General features: G+C 64.4%; 12 protein-coding genes. 5 read left to right on the top strand and 7 right to left on the bottom strand.

Annotation, left to right across the window (positions count from 1 at the left end; all coding sequences use genetic code 11):
• Positions 1-845 precede the first annotated feature (845 nt).
• On the bottom strand, positions 846-2900 hold the full coding sequence (gene tkt / locus H0921_RS16985; RefSeq protein WP_194539724.1) for a transketolase: 2055 nt from the start codon (positions 2898-2900) through the stop codon (positions 846-848).
• A gap of 304 nt (positions 2901-3204) precedes the next feature.
• On the opposite strand from tkt, the gene H0921_RS16990 reads away from it, so the two are divergent.
• The gene (locus H0921_RS16990; RefSeq protein WP_194539725.1) at positions 3205-3552 is read left to right on the top strand and encodes an HU family DNA-binding protein; all 348 of its coding nucleotides are present in this window, start codon (positions 3205-3207) and stop codon (positions 3550-3552) included.
• On the opposite strand, the gene H0921_RS16995 is transcribed toward H0921_RS16990, so the two are convergent.
• The 3 genes from H0921_RS16995 to H0921_RS17005 all read right to left on the bottom strand — a co-directional run bounded on the left by H0921_RS16995 (position 3545) and on the right by H0921_RS17005 (position 8270).
• Entirely contained in the window at positions 3545-3832 is a 288-nt protein-coding gene (locus H0921_RS16995) for a hypothetical protein (RefSeq protein ID WP_194539726.1), read from the bottom strand. The two genes, H0921_RS16990 and H0921_RS16995, sit on opposite strands and share 8 nt — an antisense overlap.
• 175 nt (positions 3833-4007) lie before the next feature.
• Entirely contained in the window at positions 4008-5963 is a 1956-nt protein-coding gene (locus H0921_RS17000; protein ID WP_194539727.1) for an acyl-CoA dehydrogenase family protein, read from the bottom strand.
• A 69-nt stretch (positions 5964-6032) separates the two neighbouring features.
• On the bottom strand, positions 6033-8270 hold the full coding sequence (locus tag H0921_RS17005; protein WP_194539728.1) for a 3-hydroxyacyl-CoA dehydrogenase NAD-binding domain-containing protein: 2238 nt from the start codon (positions 8268-8270) through the stop codon (positions 6033-6035).
• A gap of 739 nt (positions 8271-9009) precedes the next feature.
• Between H0921_RS17005 and H0921_RS17010 the strand changes: the two genes are divergently transcribed.
• From H0921_RS17010 to H0921_RS17020, 3 genes are all read left to right on the top strand, one after another.
• Complete coding sequence (locus tag H0921_RS17010; RefSeq protein WP_194539729.1) at positions 9010-10287, top strand: ABC transporter permease; 1278 nt, start codon at positions 9010-9012, stop codon at positions 10285-10287.
• Between the two features lie 438 nt (positions 10288-10725).
• Positions 10726-11166, top strand: a complete 441-nt coding sequence (locus tag H0921_RS17015; RefSeq protein WP_194539730.1) for a tellurite resistance TerB family protein — start codon at positions 10726-10728, stop codon at positions 11164-11166.
• Between the two features lie 806 nt (positions 11167-11972).
• Positions 11973-14333 (top strand): tetratricopeptide repeat protein, encoded by a 2361-nt coding sequence (locus H0921_RS17020; RefSeq protein ID WP_194539731.1) that lies wholly within the window; start codon positions 11973-11975, stop codon positions 14331-14333.
• Between the two features lie 128 nt (positions 14334-14461).
• On the opposite strand, the gene H0921_RS17025 is transcribed toward H0921_RS17020, so the two are convergent.
• Together H0921_RS17025 and H0921_RS17030 are read right to left on the bottom strand one after the other, a co-directional pair.
• Complete coding sequence (locus tag H0921_RS17025; RefSeq protein WP_194539732.1) at positions 14462-15343, bottom strand: hypothetical protein; 882 nt, start codon at positions 15341-15343, stop codon at positions 14462-14464.
• A gap of 303 nt (positions 15344-15646) precedes the next feature.
• Positions 15647-16642: a zinc-dependent alcohol dehydrogenase family protein gene (locus H0921_RS17030; protein WP_194539733.1), complete on the bottom strand. Its 996-nt coding sequence runs from the start codon at positions 16640-16642 to the stop codon at positions 15647-15649.
• Between the two features lie 99 nt (positions 16643-16741).
• Here H0921_RS17030 and cls point away from each other — a divergent pair, with 99 nt between their 5' ends.
• Positions 16742-18190: a cardiolipin synthase gene (gene cls, locus H0921_RS17035; RefSeq protein WP_194539734.1), complete on the top strand. Its 1449-nt coding sequence runs from the start codon at positions 16742-16744 to the stop codon at positions 18188-18190.
• Positions 18191-18244: 54 nt separating this feature from the next.
• Here the strand turns inward: cls and H0921_RS17040 are convergent, their stop codons facing one another.
• Positions 18245-20053 carry a hypothetical protein gene (locus H0921_RS17040; RefSeq protein WP_194539735.1) on the bottom strand — a complete coding sequence of 603 codons (1809 nt, stop codon included), beginning with the start codon at positions 20051-20053 and terminating at the stop codon, positions 18245-18247.
• Positions 20054-20101 lie beyond the last annotated feature (48 nt).

Below are 20101 nucleotides of genomic sequence, written 5' to 3' on the forward strand. Positions count from 1 at the left end.
AGGATGTCAATGGATCGGATTTGACAAACGGCACTTCCGCGGCTGCCACAGGAACATCTCCGGGAGTTAACGGCAGTCATTCCACGACGGCGAATGGTCATGCGGAAGCAAAAATTGGCCAAAATCCGGGGGAATCTGGGCCTGCGAATGTTGCACCTGGTGGTTCCACCGCTTCGACTTCTTCCGAAAATGGTTCCCCGTCTTCGTCCCCGAAGATAAGCTCTGAGAAGTTTGTCAGTTACAATCCAAAGGATATTCACACAGATTTGACAGTGGAAGCTGGGGAGGCATCGGCAGGTGCAACGGCGGACGGCTCGGCTTTTTCGACTGCCGAAAGCGGGGAAAAATCGGGGACTGTCAAGCCGGCTCCAGGGACCGAAACGGCAGCGGGGGAGAACGGGGACGAGCTGGACAATGGGGCTTGGACCGAGGACGAGGCGGCTTGGGACGAAGAGGGCGAGGACTGGGACGGGGAGGACGAGGATTGGGACGAAGGGGATGAGGAGGACGGCGGTTGGGACGAGGAAGACGAGGAGGGGCCGAACGGGCCGGGGAATGGCAGCGGCGGTCCGGGTGGTGGTGATGGCGATGGTTCCGGCGGCGGCGGTTCGAGTGGTGGTGGTGATGGCGGTTCCCCGCGGGGTGGTCGAGGCGGACCTCGTGGCGGGCGTGGTGGGCCGGGTGCAGCGGGTGGCAGTGGCGGAGCGGCGGGTTCTTCTCACAGTGACAGCGGTTTGTCCCAACGCAGTCGAAAATTCGATCCGTCGCAATTCTTCCGCTTCGGCATCCTGGACATTGGCCCGCGGAATGAGGCCCGTTGCCGACGGGGCAGGAAGGCGGTGCGTTCAGCCTCCGAGTTGGGCCTTGGCCGCCGCCGCGACTGCTTCCGGGGTGAAGCCGAAGTGGCGGGTGACATCCTTGAGGGGGGCCGAAGCGCCGAAGGAACGCATGGCCAGGATGGCTCCCGTGGGACCAGCGTAACGTTCCCAGCCGAGGGGGGACGCCATTTCGACGCAGACGCGGGCGGTGAGGTGGGGCGGCAGGACGGCGTCGCGGTAGTCACGGGGTTGCTCTTCAAAGAGTTCCCAGGAGGGCATGCTGACGACACGGGCGGGGATGTTTTCCCGGTCCAGGAGTTCCGCAGCCGCGAGGCAGAGATGGACTTCACTCCCGCTGGCGATGAGGAGGACGCGGGGGTCGGGGGCGTCGCGGAGGACGTAAGCCCCGCGGGCCAGTCCGGAAGCCGGGGCGAGGCGGGAACGGTCCAGCGTGGGGACGGCCTGGCGGGTCAGGGCCAGAAGGACGGGGCGATGGGTTTGGGCCAGGGCAACGCGGTAGGCTTCCACGACTTCGTTGGCGTCGCAGGGGCGAATGACCAGGAGGTTCGGGATGGCGCGGAGGGCGGCGAGGTGCTCCACGGGCTGGTGGGTGGGTCCATCTTCGCCGACGGCTATGGAGTCATGGGTGAAGATGTAGAGGACGGGCAGGTGCATGAGGGCGGAGAGGCGGATGGCGGGCCGGCAGTAGTCGGTGAAGACGAGGAAGGAGGAACCGTAGGGGCGAAGGTGGGACAGGGCCAGGCCGTTGAGGATGGCAGCCATCGCGTGTTCGCGGACTCCGAAGTGGATGTTGCGGCCCTGGGGGGAAGCGGCGGTGAAGACACCGGCTTCGGGGAACTTGAGGAAGGTCTTGGTGGAGGGGTTGAGGTCAGCGGAGCCACCCAAAAGCCAGGGGATGCGTTGGGCCAGGAGGTTGAGGACCTGGCCGGAGCTGTCGCGGGTGGCCAGTCCTTTGGGGTCCGGGGGAAAGGCCGGCAGGTCGCGGTCCCAGTGCGGCGGCAGCCGGCGTTGGAGCAGGAGCAGGAGCTGCTCCGCCAGTTCCGGGAACTGGTGGCGGTAACGTTCCCAGAGGGCGTGCCAGAGTTGACGCGCTTGAGCACCGCGGCGTGCGAGGAGCTGCCGGAAGTGGTGGGCAGCCTCGGGGGGCACGAGGAACTGGGCGTCTTCGGGCCAGCCGTAGAAGCGTTTGGTGAGGCGGACCTCTTCGGCACCGAGGGGTTCGCCATGGGCGGCATGGGTGTCCTGCTTATGGGGGGCGCCGTAGCCGATGTGGGTGCGCAGGCAGATGAGGGTGGGGCGGTCGCGGACGCGGCGGGCTTCGTGGAAGGCCTCGGCGATGGCCTGAAGGTCATTCCCGTCGGCCACACGCAGGACGTGCCAGTGGCAGGCGCGGAAGCGGGCGGCCACGTCCTCGGTGAAGGCCAGCTCGGTCGGCCCGTCGATGGTGATGTGGTTGTCGTCGTAGAGGAGCGTCAGGTTGCCCAGGCGCAGATGCCCGGCGAGGGAGACGGCTTCAGCGGCGACGCCCTCCATGAGGCAGCCATCCCCGCAGAAGGCGTAGATGTGGTGATCGAAGAGACCCTCGAAACCGGGGCGGGTAAAGTGGGCGGCCAGCCAGCGCTGGGCGATGGCCATCCCCACGGCATTGGCCACCCCTTGGCCGAGCGGGCCGGTGGTGGTCTCGACACCGGCGGTGAGGTGGTATTCGGGGTGTCCCGGCGTGCGGCTGCCGAGCTGGCGGAAGGCCTGGATTTGCTCCAGGGGCAAGGCCGGTTCCTCGGTGACTCGTCCCTGGTCATCGACATGGCGGATGCCAGCCAGATGGATCAGGGCGTACAGCAGCATGGAGGCATGGCCATTGGACAGGACGAAGCGATCGCGGTTGGGCCAGAGGGGATCGTCGGGATCATAGGTGAGGAAGCGGGACCAGAGGACGTAGGCGGCGGGGGCCAATCCCATCGGGGCGCCGGGGTGGCCGGAGTTGGCCTTCTGCACGGCGTCCATCGCCAGAGTCCGAATGGTGGTGATAGCCAGGCGATCCAGATCGGTGAATTCCTCCATGCATCTCCTCACACAGCAGGGATCGGGAAAAACAGCCCCGTTGCCGATGATGATAGGAAGGCTGCCCCGGCCCCGGCGAGAGGCGGACAAGGCGGGCCACGGCGCCCAGGAGGTCGGAATAGTCGCCGTTTCTGGCACAAACGGGCGAAAAAAGCGGTAAAAACTAGCAAAAATCGCTTGACAAGAGCCGAAAAGATAGAAAAATGCCTCATATTTGAGGGAAGAACGGCCAAGTCGCGGCGACTCTGGCCAATTTTGCCGGAGGTTCCGGGGTATCTGTCCCCTAGTAGTGGAGAAGCATGTCATGGCCAAAGCCAACGGTGCCAAGAGTGCGAGCAAGTCTCTGACCAAGAGCCAGTTCTTCACCGAGATCGCAGAGCGAACGGGCTTGAAGAAGGCCGATGTGGCGAAGGTCTTCGATGCCATCGCCGACATCATGAAGAAGCAACTGCGCGTCAGCAAGAACGACTCGGTCAAGTCGCTGACCTTGCCCGGCCTGCTCAAGGTGCGGGCCAAGTACGTCCCCGCGCAGAAGGGCGGCAAGGAGATGATCAATCGCTTCACCGGCGAGAAGATGATCACCAAGGACAAGCCGGCTTCCGTGCGGGTGACAGCGCGTGCTCTGAAGGCCCTGAAAGAGAAACTCATGTAAGCCCGTCCCCTCTTCCTTCCCGATCGACCGTCTCGCTGCCGCTTGGCCCTGCTCCCGCGGCGTGGGAGTTTGTATGGGACTCTGCGGCGTCCACGCCCCTCGATTCCTGCTCCCAGCGGGTGCTGCCCTCGCTGGCGCCGTACTGGCGGAGACGAGGCGCTGCCGGTGACACCGCCACGGGCGCTTCCGCCGAGGCGTTCCCTCCTTCCGCTGAGACCACCGTGAAAGCCGAGGGGAGCACGGAAACCTCCCGGCAAGCGGGCGGGGGCTTGACTGCCATTTTGGATCATTTGTACATTATATACGGGTATTCAGAAAAGGAAACAGTTTTCCGGCGGAAAATTCGGGAAGGGTCAGGCGGCAAGCGCGGGGCTGCTCCGGGAGCAGGGAGCCGGGACGGGGCTGATGACACAGCCCGGTCAGTTGACATCCGTGGGTCCGGTGTCAGCGGGTGGTCAGGGATTGTAGGGCATGAGGATGGGCGGGGCGGTGATGCCGGCGGCGAGAGTATCGGGGTGGTCGGCAATGGCGGCGCCGAGTTCGGTCAGATCGCGGAAGTCGCGGTCGGAGGGGCGGCGGCCGAGGAATTGGCGGGTGAGGGTGCGGCAGAGGTTGTCGGCAGCAGCGCGGATGAGGCTGTCCGATTGGCGGCCGGCGTAGAGGGCGGTGCAGAGGATGACGGTGAGCATTTGAGCGCGGGCGGAAAGTTCGGACATGCGGCACTGGCGGTCGGCGAGTTTGAGCTGGTGTTTGCGGAGTGCGGCGGAGAGTTCGGCGGCCATGTGGGCGAGCTGTTCGGCGGCGAAGCGGGCATGGCGCTGCAACTCCGGGGGCAACGGGGGCAGTTCGCAGACCCTGCGGCGGAAGAAGCGGCCCAGCAGCCAGCGGGTATAGGCCCACAGCGGTGCCTTGAGCTTCCAGAGATGGAGCGGATTGAGGAAGTTCGGCTTGCGAATGCCGGCGGCGGCCAGGATGCGCCCGATCGGCTCGAAGAACTGCCGCCCATGCTGCTTGACCAGGGACTTGAAGAAGGCCATGCCGAGCATTTCGCCTTCCCCTTCGTAGATGCAGGGGGCGAGGAAGTCGTGGACGTTGTCGCCGAAGAGATGGCCGTGGAGGAAGGCGCGCCCGCCGTGGGTCTTCATGTGCAGCTCGATGGCGGCCTCTTTCTGGGCCTCGCTGCCGAAGATTTTGGCGACGATGCATTCCATCTCGCCGCGGTAGCCGGCGTCGAGCAGGGCCGCTCCCCAGGCCGTGAGAGCATCGCAGGCGACGATCAGGCCGGCCAGGTGGCCGATGCGGCGGCGGACCAATTCGCGCGTGACAATCGGCTGTCCATAGGTGATGCGGAAGCGTGCCCAGGGGAGGATGTCGGCGAGCATCAGCCGCATGGTTCCCGCCGCGGTGGCGCACAGAGCGACCCGCCCGCGGTTGAGGCCGTGATAAGCGATCATCAGGCCGTCGCCGCCGGGGGCTTGCAGGCGGTGGCTCACAGGGACCCGCAGGCCGTCGAAAATGATGCCGTAATTGTGAGCGTGCTTGAGGGCGTAGAGGCCGTAGCGCTTCAGGCGGAATTGGGCGGTCTCCGTCGGGGGCAGGTCCACAATCAGCACAGCGGGTTTTTGGTCGATCAGGCAGACCAAGCCGATGGTCCGGCCTGGCAGCACGTTGGTGATGAACAGTTTTTCCCCGTGGATGACGTAATCATCTCCGTCCCGGACCGCCGTGGTGCGCAGAGCGGTCAGGTCCGAGCCGGCGTTCGGTTCGGTCAGGGCGAAGGCGGACAGTCGGCGTCCGGAGGCCAGTTCGGGCAGCCAGCGCTGCTTCTGCTCGTCGGTCCCGAAGGTTTGGATGGGATCGACGGCCCCGATGCAGCCGTGGACGGACGCCAAGCCGGCGACGGTCGGGTCCACCGTGGCCATGCGGGTCAGGAAAGGGGCGAAGTGGGCGAAGGGCAAGCCGAGACCGCCGTATTTCTTCTCCACCAGCAAGCCCCAATAGCCGGTCGCAGCCAGGTCCTCCAGCACCGCCGGGGCGATCTTCCCTTGCTCATCCCAGAGCGTTCCCGCCTGGCGGTGGCGTTGGACCACTTCCACGGCCTCCCGCATGGCCCGGGCGCTGGTTTCGTCCAGGGGCGGGGGACGCAGGTCCCATTGCTCCGCTTGGACCTGAGCGTCCCAGACGGCGCGGTGGATGGGGCTGGCCGCCGTCTGATACCGGCTGGCGAAAAGGCTTTCCACCTGTTCATCCGCGGCATCGACCGCCCCCAGGCGGCGGACCTCCTCCGCGCTCTTGCCGCTGAGGCGCAAAGCCTCCTCGGCAAACGACGGGCGGCTGCTCCCGGCCACTCCATCCGCGGAGGCCGGTTCGATTCCCGGTGGAAGCACGCCAGGACGGCTCTCAGTGCTCATCGCCGCTTCTCCAAAGACAGGTTAGCGGGAACAAAGACCCTGCCAGGCACGCCGGAGGACAAGACACCCTCATGGCCGGGCCTCCTGGGGATGAGAGGACTGAGCGGCGGGGGCCGCCCCGGCGGGGACGCGTTCGGAGGAGGCGGCGGGGTAGAAATCCCGCTCCTCGCTGGCCAGCATGCGGAGGAGGGCCGCAGGAGTAAAGCGGGGGCCAAAGCGGCGCTGGAGCACGTCCAATTCCCGCACGACGCGGGGGATGCCCAAAGCATCGGCGGTGTGCAGCGGGCCGCCTCGGAAGGGTGCAAAACCAGTCCCCAGCACCATCGCCAGATCAATGATCCAGGCTTCCTCGGCCACGCCGCTTTCCAGGCACCGGGCCGCCTCGTTGATCATCGGATAGATCAGCCGCTGCTGGAGTTCGCTCAGGCCGTTCTCCACCTCTTCATCGCTCACGCTGGCCACAGCTTCCCCGCCGCGGACTTGCCCCCAGGGACTGACCCCCTTCTTCTTCTCCCCGTCATAGCGGTAGAAGCCGCGCCCGCTCTTTTTGCCCAAGGCTCCGTCCGCGACCATCGCGGCGAAGTACTCTGGGGTGGGACTGGGTTCGGCGGCCAAGGCAGCGAAGGTCCGGCTCACATCCGCGGCGATGTCCACGCCGATTTGGTCCAGAAGTTCCAGCGGCCCCATCGGCATCCCGAAACGCACCGCGGCCCGATCGATTGCCTCCGCCGCTATCCCCTCCCGCAGCAAACGCACCGCCTCGTCCAGATACGGAAAGAGGATGCGATTGACCACAAAGCCGGGGCTATCGTTCACGACCACAGGCACCTTGCCGACTTTGCGAACCAGTTCCACCAGGGCGGCGATGGCCTCTTCGCTGGTGAACGGGGTGCGGACCACTTCGACCAGGGGCATCTTGTGGACCGGGTTGAAGAAGTGCAGGCCGGCCACGCGCGGGGGCTGATCCACCGCTTCCGCCAGGCGCGTGATCGACAGGGCCGAGGTGTTCGACACCAGCACCGCCTCCGCTCCCAACTGCTCCGCGAGTTGCCGGAACACTTCCCGCTTGACCTCTTCCTTCTCGACGACGGCTTCGATGGCCAGGTCGGCTCCCGCCGCGGGTCCCCACTCCGCTGTCGCTGTCAGGCGCTGCAAGGCGGCTTCCGCCTCCGCTGCGGGCAAGACCCCTTTGCTGACCGCCGCGCGCGTCAGCTCCTCGACACGCTGGCGGGCCGCCGCGGCCAGGTCGGGTTGAATCTCCTTGATGACTACAGACAGGCCGTTGACAGCGAGCAGTTGGGCGATGCCGCTGCCCATGACGCCGCCGCCAACCACCACGGCTTTCTGGAAGGCTCTCGGCCGTACGGCGGCACGCACCCAGGTCGAAGCTTTCCGGGCCTTCTCGCGTGCAAAGAACAGCTCGATGAGGCGCCGGGACTGCGGCGTAAAGACCACTCGGCGGAACTCTTCCCGTTCCGCAGCGTATCCCTGCTCCACGCCGCCGCGCATCCCCGCTTCGATGGCCCGCAGCGCTGCCAGGAGCGCCGGATAATGCTCCGCCTTGATCCCCAGCCGCTTGCGCGCTTGCACCAGCAGCCACCAGCGCCCCGCCCAGGTGCCATCTACCAGCCGGTCCGTCAGGCTCCGCCGCGGATAGGGCACCGGCAAGTCCCGCAAGCGATCTGCCAGGAACGACTCAATCCCGGCCTCCCAGCTCTCCGGCGGATACACCGCATCGACCAGACCCGCTTCCCACGCTTTGCGGGCATGGAGGGTCGAGCCTTCAAGGATCATCGTCACCGCCCGGCGCCAGCCGATCAGCCGCGGCAGCCGTTGTGTTCCGCCCCAACCCGGAATCAAGCCCAATTGCACCTCCGGCAAGCCCAAGCGGGTCGAAGGATCATCCCGTGCGATGCGGAAGCGGCAGGCCAAAGCGAACTCCAGGCCGCCCCCCAAGCACGGACCGTGGATCGCTGCGAGGGTCGGGCACGTCAGCCGTTCCAAGCGCGTGAACAAATCCTGCCCCGCCCGCAGCACCGCCTCGACTTCCTCCTCCGTCTGCAACCGCTGGATTTGCTTGACATCCGCCCCGGCCAGAAACCCCGACGCCTTCCCGCTGCGGAACACCACAGCCCGCGGCAGGCTCCTTTCCCACCGCTCCACCAGCGACCGCAGCTCGGCAAACAACCCCTCCGTGAAGATGTTCACCGGCGAACCGCTCACATCGAAAGTCACCACCTCCACCTCACGCTCATCCCGTTCCCATCGCAAATGCTCCCACGCTTCCTGAGCCACGATGGCCGCCATGATCGTTCCTCCCCGGTTGAAGGTGCCGCGTCCTGCTTGCGTTCCGTCACATCCCGCTTTTCCCCGGCTCTTCGACTCTCACCCCTAGCTTACCCCATTCTACTCTCCCGCAACACCCAAACTCCAGGAATTATCCTCCTCCAATTCCTACTACCATCAACTCCGACTGCCCTTCCTCTTCCTCCTGACCTCCCCCGGCAAGACACGTCCCTCCCCGGCTTGACAGACCGGCCGCCCGGTGCATCGCCGAAATGGACCGCCCGCAATCGATATGAGGGACAGAGGTATGTCACCGGCCTGCTTCCGCCCTCGCGGGAGAAGCTGCGGTTCCCGGTGGTCAACGACTGCCACCTGCTCCTGCTGGCCAGGGACTGCCAATGGTTCCTACTGGTCAACGAGTGCCACCTGCTCCTGCTGGCCAGGGACTGCTACTTACGGGGAAAGCCTCGGCGGAAGAGGACCAACCGTAGTCCTGGAGCGTCGGTCGGACTGCGGCGGGGGAAGGAGAAACCTCAGCGGCAGGTCGAGAGGCGGGGCGAGACGGAGAAACTCCAGAGAAGACGGAAGCGAACGCCGCGGACAGAGCGGGCGTATAAAACATATCCGTCCATCCGACGCATGGCACGGTGCGGGGAGACGGCCCGCAAGGTGTCGGAGAGCGGGCGGATTCCGGCTGTGCCGCTGAGACCAGCGGTAAGTGGCAGAGTTGAGGGCTGTCGAGCGGAACGGGAGCAACGCCATGGGCGCGTGGCTGAGCGATCCAAGCATCCTCCTGGCGGGTTTGTTTTTAGCGTTGGTGCAATTTTTGGCGGCGTTGCCGTGGCTGTATGTGGTGGACCCGCGGGGCTTCCGCCGAGCTTTGGTCACTCCCTCGGCGATGATGTCGGTGGGATTGGGCTTATTGGCAGCAGGTGTGGCCCTGGCCATCTACATGGGCTACAACACGGACTCGCGGACCCTCTCCTGGAACGGGCGGTACATCTACGGCGGCCTGTTGCATTTGCAACTCCTCATCGACCTGCTCATCGTGATTCCCTACGGCGTGGTGGCGCTCTGGCCCAAGGGTGGAGCGGTGGCCTACGCGGCCTATCGGGAGGCGTGCCGGCAGCCGATGTTCTGGCTCATCACCCTGGGCGGCGTGCTTTTGACCTGGCTGTCGGTCTGCATCCCCTATTTCACCTTCGGCGACGACTACAAGATGATGAAGCAGATCGGCTTCGACATCGCCATGCTAGCGGCGATCATCTTCGGCGTGCTTTCGGCGAGCATGTCGATCAGCGAGGAGATCGAGGGCCGGACGGCGGTCACCCTCATGAGCAAGCCGGTGAATCGGCGGCAGTTTTTGATCGGCAAGTATGTGGGGATCATACTCGCCTGCCTGATCCTGACCCTGTTTTTGGGCTGGAACCTGACGTATGCCTTGCGAGCTGTGCGGGAGTTCGACCAGATCAACAACGATCCGGACCCGGTGGATCCCTATGCGCCGCTGAGCAAGGTCGTCGATCCGATGACTTTCCAAGCCCAGCGGAGTGTAGTGCCCTTGTTCGAGACTCCCGTGCCTTCCTCGCCTGGCAAGGCGGTGGCGCGGGGGGCGGGCCTGTGGTTTTCCGACGTAACGGCCCACACCCTCGGCCAGATGCTTGGCTTCGGCAAGGTGATGATCCTCGTGGCCATTGCTGCGGCGCTGGCGACACGCTTGAGCTTCGTCGTCAATATCGTGCTCTGCCTGCTCATCTACTTCCTGGGGCATTTGGCGCCGGTGGTGGTCCGCGTGACGGAATCAGCTTCCGGCACAGCGGTAGGGGCGGGATTGGTAGCCTTCCTCGGCAGGCTCTTCGACGTGCTCCTGCCCGCCCTGGAGTTCTTCAACATGGGTCCGGCCATCATCCGCGAAGCTCCGCTGGACCTGTGGCGATTCGGCGGCTACGTCCTCACTGTGCTGGGTTATTCCGTCCTCTACGCAGCCATCGCCCTCATCGTGGGCCTTCTCCTCTTCGAGGATCGGGACTTGGCCTGACAAGCGTCCGAGGATGGGAAACTTCGCCGACTTGGCGCCTTTCCCGCTTCCCAGCCCAGCGGACCGTTCGCGAAACAACCCGCCCGTCACGAACACGGACCAGCGCCTGCTCTGCGGATACCCGGACCGGTCAACCTGAATCGGGGAAACGGCCAGAGCCAAACCGGTCCACGCGGCCGGGTGTTCCCCTTTTGACTCGACAAACTGTCGGCCCGCGGATAAGGTGAAAGAGATTCGCGGGCATCCCGTGTGGGCTTCCGATAAAAGCAGATTGAGCGGGGATTCTGCCCGTGCCGTTTCTTACCCCAGGAGACATTCCAGCATACTCATCGGAGCAACGGCGCATTTCCCCGGCATCGCGCCCCGGAAAGTCTCCCGTTGTCCCCGAGTAGCCTTGGTTTCACCTTCCATTCCGGTTCCTTGACGAGGAGGTATCCCATGGGTCTGTTTGACAGCATTTTCGGCGAGCGAGGGCAGCGGGAGCTGACCAAGCAAGAAGCATTCGCGGGCATCCTGATGGGAGCCATTGCTTCGGATGGCCACATCAGCAGCGAGGAGGCCCAAGGACTGTGTACCATCCTCTCCCGGATGAAACTTTACGACAACTGGACCGAGGAGAAATTCAACAACATGCTCAATCGGCTCTTGGGCATGATCAAGCGGCAGGGGGTGGAGAGCGTACTGCGGGCTTGCGCCCAGGTGCTGCCGGAGAGGCTCCACGAGACGGCCTTTGCCAACGCCTGCGATCTGGTCCTCGCCGACGGCGTTGTGGAAGAGGAAGAGAAGGAATACCTCAATCAGCTCCAGCAGATTTTGGGGATCAGCGGGGACCAAGCGATCACCATTGTGGAAGTGATGATCATCAAAAACCGCGGCTGAGCCAGCAGCTCCGCTGACACCGCCCCGCATCCTCCGCTCCGAGGGGAACCGGGTCGGTCAATCCCTCAAACTCCCAAAGCGACTCCGTCCGCCACCTTCCGAGAGGGAACCCCCTTCTTCCTACTTCGTCGGTGAAATCCGACCAATCAGCCATCAAGGTTGTAGGCGAGCAGACGGCGGGGCTTGTGGCTGCGGGTGAGTTGGCGGGGGAGGCAGCAGGAGGCGGCCCGCCTCCCCGGAGAAACCCGATGGCCGGTGAGTAGGACACGGTGACACGCATCCTGCTCGAACCCTGCGGCCAGGATTGGCTCGCCGCCCTCGCCCCCCGACTCCACCTCATCCCGCCTATCGAACCCGAAAACCCCGATCCCGCCCTCGCCACCATCCAACGCCTCCCCGACAGAGTCTTCCGCTCCACTACCCCCAACCCTACCTCCTCCATCTCGAAGTCCAATCGAGTTGGGAATCCACCCTTCCTCAGCGGCTGCTGGAATACAATGTTTTGCTCCGTAGTCGACGGCGTCTGCCGGTGCAGAGTGTGGGGCCTTTGCTCCATCGTCGGGTGGAGCCTCCCGCCTCCTGTGGTCTTCGGGAGTATCGGGACGAAGCCGGGTGTACCTAGATTCTCTGGGGGTGGGGGCTGAACCCGCGAGGTGTTTCCCCAGACTTAGCAGAGCTGCCCGGCAGGGACCCTCCAGAAAATCTGGCTGCACCCAACGTGTAGGACTTGGCGGGTTGGGCTTGACGGCGAGGGAAGCGGTGGGGTGTAGTAGGCAGGGTGTGGGGCGAAGGGAAGGGATAGCTCAATGGCTCGGATAGGTGAGTTAGCTGTGACGTGGCACGAGGCGAAGAGCGGCAGGATGACTTTAGGGCAAATCTGGCAGATTCCTGTGTTTCTGCTCGGAGTGGCGGTGTTTACGGCGGCGCATTTGGGCTGGCTGCCGTCGTGGACGGAGGACGAAGCGTCGGCCTACGGTCGGCTGGTGGAGCAACTCCAGGAGGCATGCCAGCGGGTAACGCCAGACCGGGAGGAGATTCGGACCCTGGTCGAGGCACTGGCGGCGCGCGGCGACCCACCGGCACAGTGGGAGCAGCAGGGGCGGTATGCTTTGGGGAGCGGTTACGTTCGGCTGGCGGAACTGACCGGTGACGAAACCGAGGCGCAGTCCTACTGGCAGGCCGCGCTGAAGCAATTGGAGCAGGTGCAGGCTGAGGCCCTGGACCCCAGCGAGCGTCCGCGGTGGACATTCCGGCTGACTAAGGCGCGGGCAGCGGCGCAACAGCAACCTCCGCCCGCCGAGGGGGACATCCGCGTCTGGATCGCGGTGCTCGCCGCGGTGCCCTACGGGGAAGATGCCGGGGACGCAGGGCGCCTGCAAGCGGAGCTGGCCCTGCGCCTGTCCCCGCCGGATTGGCCCACAGCACGGGAGGGATTGACGAAGTATCTGCTTGGTGCGGGTCTGGCGACGCCGCCGCCATCCCTTGCCCGCGCCAAGCTGAAGCTGGGGGAACTCCTCGTCCGCCGCAAAGACTGGGCCCAGGCCCGCAAGTGGCTGGAGCAGATCGGTCCGGAGGCGGCCGTAGCTGTGCAGGCGTCGGGCCGCTTTCTCCTAGCTCAGGTCAAAATTGCGGAGGATGACTGGCAAGGTGCCGCACGAGACCTGGAGCTGCTCCGCGGGTTGAGCGGGATTGATCCGTCCCTGCGCCGCCGGGCCGCCTATCATTTGGCCTGGTGCAAGCAGCAAATGCGGGAATACCACGCTGCACTGTCCCTCTACGAAGAAGCTGCGGGAGGCGAACCGCCGGAGTCCCAAGCGGCAGCCTTGCGCCTGGCTGAGTTGCTGCTCAAAGAGCCGACCTCGGAGCGTCGGCGGCGGGCCGTCCCGTATCTGCAACAGGCTACCCGCGGGCTGTCCGGCCCTCAGTCTTGGCGCAATCCGTTTCTGCGCCTGAATGAAGCGGTGCCCATCTTCGAGCTGGCCGCAGGAGTGCTGACAGAAGATGGACAGTTCGAGGCCGCTCTGAGCGTGGTGGAAGCCTACCGTCCCCTCTGTCAGCAAGGACGGGAGCGGGAGAAGCGCGCCGAGGTGCTATCCGCCTGGGTGGAGGCGTTGCAGCGTCGGGGCGAACCGCTGGCTGAGCGGGCTATGGCCGCCGCGCAGGAATACGAACAATTGGCCGGCGTGTCCGCGCCGTCCGCCCAACAAGGCGAATGGCTCCGCCGCGCTGCCCTCCTCTACCGCCAGGCTGGACAATTGCCGCTGGCCATCGCCACGCTTCGCCGGGCCGTCCGGCTCCCTGACCTGCCCGAATCCCTCGCCGGAACACTCTGGGCGGAACTCGCCGAAACCCTCATTGCCGCCGAACAGCCCCTTCCCGACATCCTCCAAGCCTTCAACGAAGCCCTGGCGAGTTCCGGTCCCGCTGCCACACGCGTCCGCTATCGCTTGGCCCGCCGCTTCATCGACAGCCGGGACAACCGCCTGCGCCCCCTCGCCCTCGCCCTCTTTGAACAGATCGCCACCCAGCAGACCCTCTCCGAAACCGAGCGGGACTACCACGAACGCGCCCTCATCGAGCTGGCCCATGACCACATCCGCGCCGGACGATTCGCCGAAGCCGAAGTCTGGCTGCGCAAGCAGATCGCCCTTTACCCTGCGGGTCCCGAAGCTCCCTTGGCCCGCTTGCTCCTGGGCATTTGCCTCGTGCAGCGTTCCACTGCCCCGCCGCCGCTTCAGCCCGACCCCTCCGCCGCCCAACGCTTGCGTGAAGAGGCCGCCCAACTGTTCCGTCAAGTCATCGACGAAATGGAACGCCACCACCAGCGGCACGGCCAACTCGACGAACGGCAAGCCTGGCTCCGCCTCCAGGCCCACCTGCGGCTCCTGCAAACTTACCTGCTCCTGAATACCCCAAAATCCCTCAATGAACTCCTCTTCGAGGCCGACCGCCTCCGCGAACACCACCGCGGCACCGTGGAGGAACTCATCATCCTCAGCCTCATGTATCACGCCTTCAAACTCAAGGGTGACCCCGTCCGCGAACGCCAAATCCGCGACCAGATGAAGGAACTGTTCGACCGCCTTCCCCCAGATGCTTTCCCAGCCAGCAGCGGCGAATACAGCCGTTCCTATTGGCAAAAGGTCTGGTTCGCCAGCGAACGCTGAGCGTCCAGGAGCATGGCCGTCCTTCCCTCGGATTGCCGCAGAAGTGCCGAAGCCGTCTCTGCCGAAGGCTTGAGTTTTTTCAGCCAGAGACTGGACGTGCGGGAAGAGGAGGATGGGACATAGGGCTGTCACCAGTCGGGGCCGAGGACTTCGCCGCCGTTGGGACTCACCGCTGCCCAGAACGTCTGCGGACTGATCTGAGGAGAGATCATCCGCACGCTGCCGTCCGCCAACCCTGCCAACAGGCCATGCGTGTAGGGACTCTGAGGAATGCGGGGGTCGGCCTCCTCGATCTTGGGACGGAGCTGGAAGGTCACGCTCTGCGCCTCCGCCGACCCCGGCAAGACATCCCGACAATACGGATTGGCAAACGTCGGCGGCAAAATATCGAATTCACCTCCCCCCACGCCAAATAGGGGCCGATTCACAAACCAATTCCAGAATTTCTTAGAGACATGTGTTTTTTGTCCTTTTTGTTTCATGATATTTGCATAGTGTGTTGTGATTTCAATGGTGTTGGACATCCCATCACGGATTATAGCTAATCTCCGGGAATTGAACTCCTTGTGAATCAATCCATTGACGCCGTAACTAGATACTTGATTTTCCTGGATAAAGAGCGAAGGGTCATCCTGGTTGAGATAGGGTGGCATTTTGATAGTTTCATATGTCGTATCGTTGGGACCATTAGGATAAACCATTTTGTAATAGACACCTTGTTCGAGATAGGGCAGGATACCGATAAATGGTTTATCACTACCGATCCAGTCATGGTTATCGGCATACATATGGATCGCCAGCGTGATCTGTTTGACCTTGTTTTTCTCCCGCAGCAGGGAAGCAGCCGAGCGCACCTTCTGCACCGCGGGCAGGAGCAAGGCCAGCAGGATCGCCACAATGGCAACCGCTACTAAAAACTCCAGCAGGCTGAGCGCCGGGCGGTTTTCGCATCCTCCAGGGTTTGTGTTTTCCCCAGCTCCTCTCTTCCTGATGTGACGAACCATTGACATGACAGAACCTCCCCCTCACCATCCGAAACTTCGGGGTTCACCTGGGAATTGATGGAGATAGGTCCTCCGAAATACGGAGAACGCAAGATATCGAACAAACACGATGGGAAGATGTTGTTACAACCATAAGCGTAATTGATCTTCGGAGTGCAAGCAAGAGGGATAGGTAAAAGTTTTTTGGTTGGCAGATGAAGGGGGAGAGGGACGGGGAGTGAGCTGTCCCCTTTTCGGTGGCGGGTTGCTGTTGGAGTGGTATGGTCTCGTTCCGCGTAGGGTCAGCAGGACGGGCGTGCCCGTAGGGTGTCAGCGTGAGGTGATGCGGAGGAGGATTTTGCCGCCTTTGCCGGGGCGTTGGGCGTGATCGAGGGCGTCGCGGAACTGTTCGAGGGGATAGACGGCGGCGATGGCGGACTGGAGGATGCCGCGCTGGATGAGCTGGCGGACGGAGCGGAAGAAGCGGAGGAGGCGGAGGACGTTTTGTTGGCGGAGCCAGCGGGCGAGCCAAAAGCCCTGGATGTGCAGGCCGGTGCTGATGAGGAAGCGGGGGTCCACCTGAAGAGGGGCCTCGGCGAGGGAGCCGTAGATGAGGCAGCGGGCTTGGGGGGCGAGGGCGGCGAGGAGTTGGGAGCCGAGTTCCCCGCCGACGCAATCGACGGCATAGCGGACGCCTTGGGGAGCCAGGCGCGCCACCTGCTGAGGGAGCGGTTCGCCGGAAGCAAGGAGGACGGCATCGGCGCCGAGGCGGCGCAATTCCTCGATCTGTTCCGGGCGGCGGACGACGTTGAGGGTTCGGAAACGATAGAGCTGTGCGAGGCGGATGATCATTTTGCCGACTTCGCTGGCAGCAGCGGATTGGAGGAGCCATTCTCCCGGCGGCACCTGGAGGACATAGCGGACCATCGCCAGGGCGGTGGCGGGATTGACGAAGAAGGTGGCGGCTTGCTCGTCGGTCCAGGCATCGGGAACGGGGAAGACCTGGCGAGCGGAGGCGATGGTGTACTCGGCCCAGGTGCCGAGGCGCGGTCCAAGGACAGCGACGCGGCGTCCGCCGCGGAGGCGGGCCAGCCAGCCGCCGCCGTGGGATTCGACCACGCCGACGCCTTCAAAGCCCGGCACGGCGGGGAGAGTCGGTTGCAGGCCGTAGCGCCCGGAAATGTACATCAGGTCGGAGGGGTTGATCGGGGCGGCGAGCATCCGGATGAGCACTTCCCCGCGCTGCAAGGGGGGCACGGGGACATCCTCCTGCAAGCGGAGGACCTGGCGCGGTTCGCCGGGTTGTTCAAAGACCAATCGTTTCACGCGCAGCGCTCCTCGTGCAGATTCCAGGGGAGGATCGGGCCGCCGAGGTCAGCGGTGGGAAAGCGGCGGCAGCACCGTCCCTTTTGCTATACTGAGGTCATGACGGCGATGCAATTCATCGAGCGATTCTGGCAGGACATAGCCGCCTGGGCGCTGCTCATCGACATCATCGTCACTGGCTTGACTTTGGTGTGGGTGCTGCATTTGAAGCGGGAGACGATGTCGGCGATCGCCTGGAGCCTGACGGTGATTTTGGTGCCGTTTCTGGGGGCGTTTTTATTTTTCCTGTTTGGCTATCAGTGGGTGGCGCGGCCTTTACGGCGGAAGCAACAGCGGCGGCGATTATTCCGGCAGATTTGCGCCTGGTCGTCGGAGGCGAGCGTACCCGTGCCGCGGCGGTGGCAGATGCTGGCCCGGCTGGCGGAACATGCGGAAGGCTTTCCGGTGACGGCGGGGAACGCGGTGGAGTTTTACCACGAGGGGAAGCCGCTGTATGCGGCGCTTTTGGAGGCCATCGGAGCGGCCCGGCATCACGTGCATATCGAGTTTTTCATCTTCCGGTCCGACGCTTGCGGGGAACAGTTCATCGAAGCGTTGAGCGCGGCAGCGCGGCGGGGGGTGATCGTCCGCTTCCTGTACGATTCGATTGGGGCGCATGATCTGTCCCGGCGGCTGTTGCGGCACGTGCGCCGAGCAGGCGGCCGGCATGCCCCCTTCCTCCCCGTGCTCAATCCGCTCTACCGCCTGCGGGTGAATCTCCGCAATCACCGCAAGATCGTCGTGGTGGATGGCCGCGTGGCGTTTACCGGCGGGTTCAACATCGGGCAGGAGTATTTGGGTCTGGACCGGCGTTACGGGTTTTGGCGCGACACGCACATGCGCCTGGAAGGGCCGGTGGTGGCGGGTTTGCAGCGGCTGTTTTTGGAAGACTGGCATTTCGCAACGGGCGAGGCGGTGAAAGGCGAGGAGTATTATCCGAAGTGGTCCGAGCCGCAGGGCGAAGTATTGGCCCAGGTGGTGGCATCCGGTCCGGACGGGGAATACAAGGCGATCCGGGAGACGTATTTTGCGGCGATCGTGCAGGCCCGGCGGCGGGTGTGGCTGGCCAGTCCCTACTTCGTCCCGGATAGCGGCCTGCGCGATGCCCTGTGCCTGGCGGCCCGCAGCGGCGTCGACGTGCGCTTCCTCACCCTCTTCCGCCCGGACAAATGGCTCCCCTTTCTCGCCGCCCGCTTCTACTGGAGCGACCTGCTCGACGCCGGCGGCAAAATCTACCAGTACATTCCCGGCATGCTCCACTCCAAATATCTGCTGGTGGATGGACAATGGGCTTCGGTGGGGACGGCCAACTTCGACAACCGCAGCCTCTTTCTCAACTTCGAGGTCAACTGCCAGTTCTTTGACACCGCCGTGACGCAGAAGCTGGAGGAGCAGTTTCTCTCCGATTTAGCCCAGGCGGTACGGGTGGACCGGGAGGTGTTTGCCCAAAGGCCGTGGATGAGCCGCATCTTCGAGAATGGCGCCCGGCTCTTTTCTCCGGTGCTATGAGGCGGACCGGAGCGGGAAAGCGGCGTTCCAGGGCCGGGGTTCGTTCAGCCAGTGTCAGGGGGGCGTCTGACTGGAGACGGCGGACAACGCCGGCCCCACGAGACCGCTGATGCGGGCCTTGGGCTTGACCAAATCGACGAGGATGGGATCGCGGGTGACCACTTCGCGGATGTTGCCGGCGGCGTCGCGGGCTGTGACTTTGAGATAAACACGGGGAGGCAACCCCGCGGGCACGCGCCAGGCATAGCTGCCGGTGTTAGCGATCCACTGGCCGGTGGAAGGACCGGCGGCCGCACTCGCCGCCGCTTGCTGGACTTCACTGGTGCTGGTGACAACCGGCTGCCAGGGGCCGTTCGCTTTCTCGCTCCACTGCAAGAGAATGGGATGGGCGCCCCAGTGCTTGTCCACCGCCTTCCATTGTAAGAGCAAGGTCTGGGGCTGCTGCGGGTCCCCCACGGGCGGATAGACTTCCACCTGCGGCGGGGTGACATCGACGATGACGCGCAGGTCGGGGGCATCGCCGCTGATTGGCTCGCGCTCGCTCAGTCCGGCGCCGCTGACCGGCACGATGCGGAAGCCGTAGCTCCCCTCCGGCTGCGGATTCGAGGGCAGATTCAAATTGACGCGAACGGTGGAACCCTGTGGTTCGTGTTGGCTCCATTTCATCCAAGTGCGGCCGTTATCGCGGGTGACCCAAAGGTCCAGTCGGCTCAGGCCGGAGGGTCCGCGTGCTTCGACTTCGTAGGCCAAATCGAAGGCCAAGTAATTGATGACGGTCGCGCGTGTTTCCTCCACCTGGGGCGGGCCGGAAGCGGTCGGGGACGGCCAAGTGGGAACCGGAGCTGTGGCCAGCGGAGAGGCCGAAGAGGCGAGCGGCGAAGCGGCTGCCGGGCGGGATTCCACCGTGGGCAGAGGGCGTTCGCCAGCGGGGGCCGTCGGAGGCGGCGAGGAAGCGGATCCTGGGGCCAAAGGCGGCATCGGAGAGAGCGGCGAAGCCGAGGACGGAGTGGGCAGGTTTCCTGGGGGAACAAGCGGCGGAGCAGGCGGTAGCGTCGGAGCTACCGGGAACGGCGGCGTGCCCGGTCCCGGCACCGCGGGCGCGGCGGGTGCAGACGGGGCCAGCGGCGCCGGCGGAGGAATGCCCCCCGCTTCGGGAACGGGCACCCCCGTGGAAGAAGCCGGTGCAATCGGCCCGGTTCCTGGGCCAGCGCTAGCGGTAGCCGCCCCTGCGCGCCACCCCTCCGCCGCCGGTACCACCTGGACCACTTCCCCCTTGTTCCCCGCGAGATCATAGGCGGTGACGCGCAGCTCCACGGCTTGCGGCGCACGCATCGGGAAGCGGACGCCATGATACACCCCCGGCGCCAGCCGCACTTCCTGCCATTCTCCGCCGGAGCCAACGGGGCGCACGTGGACCTGCGTCTTGGCTTCCGCCGGATAGGTATCCTCGATCATCCACTCCGCGATGATCTCCTCTCCCTGCCGCTGCAAAGTCGTCAAACGTACACGAGGCGGCGTCGTGTCAATGAGCACCTTGAGGTCCGGAAGCGTGCGGGTCAAATCCGCGGGCACTTGCCGACCCTGCACATCCTCCTCGACCATGATGAACCAATACAGCCCGTCTTCCTTGGCGTGAAAGGTGAAATGGTCCTGATCTGGCGAGACCGCCGCTTCCTGATACCAGGTATTCTCTCCATTGCGGGCGACGAATAATTTCATCTGCCGGATGTGCCGCCGGTCCTTTTCGTACTTGATGGGCAGCTTGAGCGTACGGGAGTTGATCGGGATGTAGTCTCCGCCGGGCGAAGGGTTCGGTGGTTGGGCCACACTCCATCCCATAAGAAAGACTATCGCGTAGGACATCGCCCCCTCCCGTGGACGAGCGGGTTTGCCGCTTTTCCCCCTTAGGGC

This window comes from Thermogemmata fonticola, from assembly GCF_013694095.1.
Lineage (GTDB): Bacteria > Planctomycetota > Planctomycetia > Gemmatales > Gemmataceae > Thermogemmata > Thermogemmata fonticola.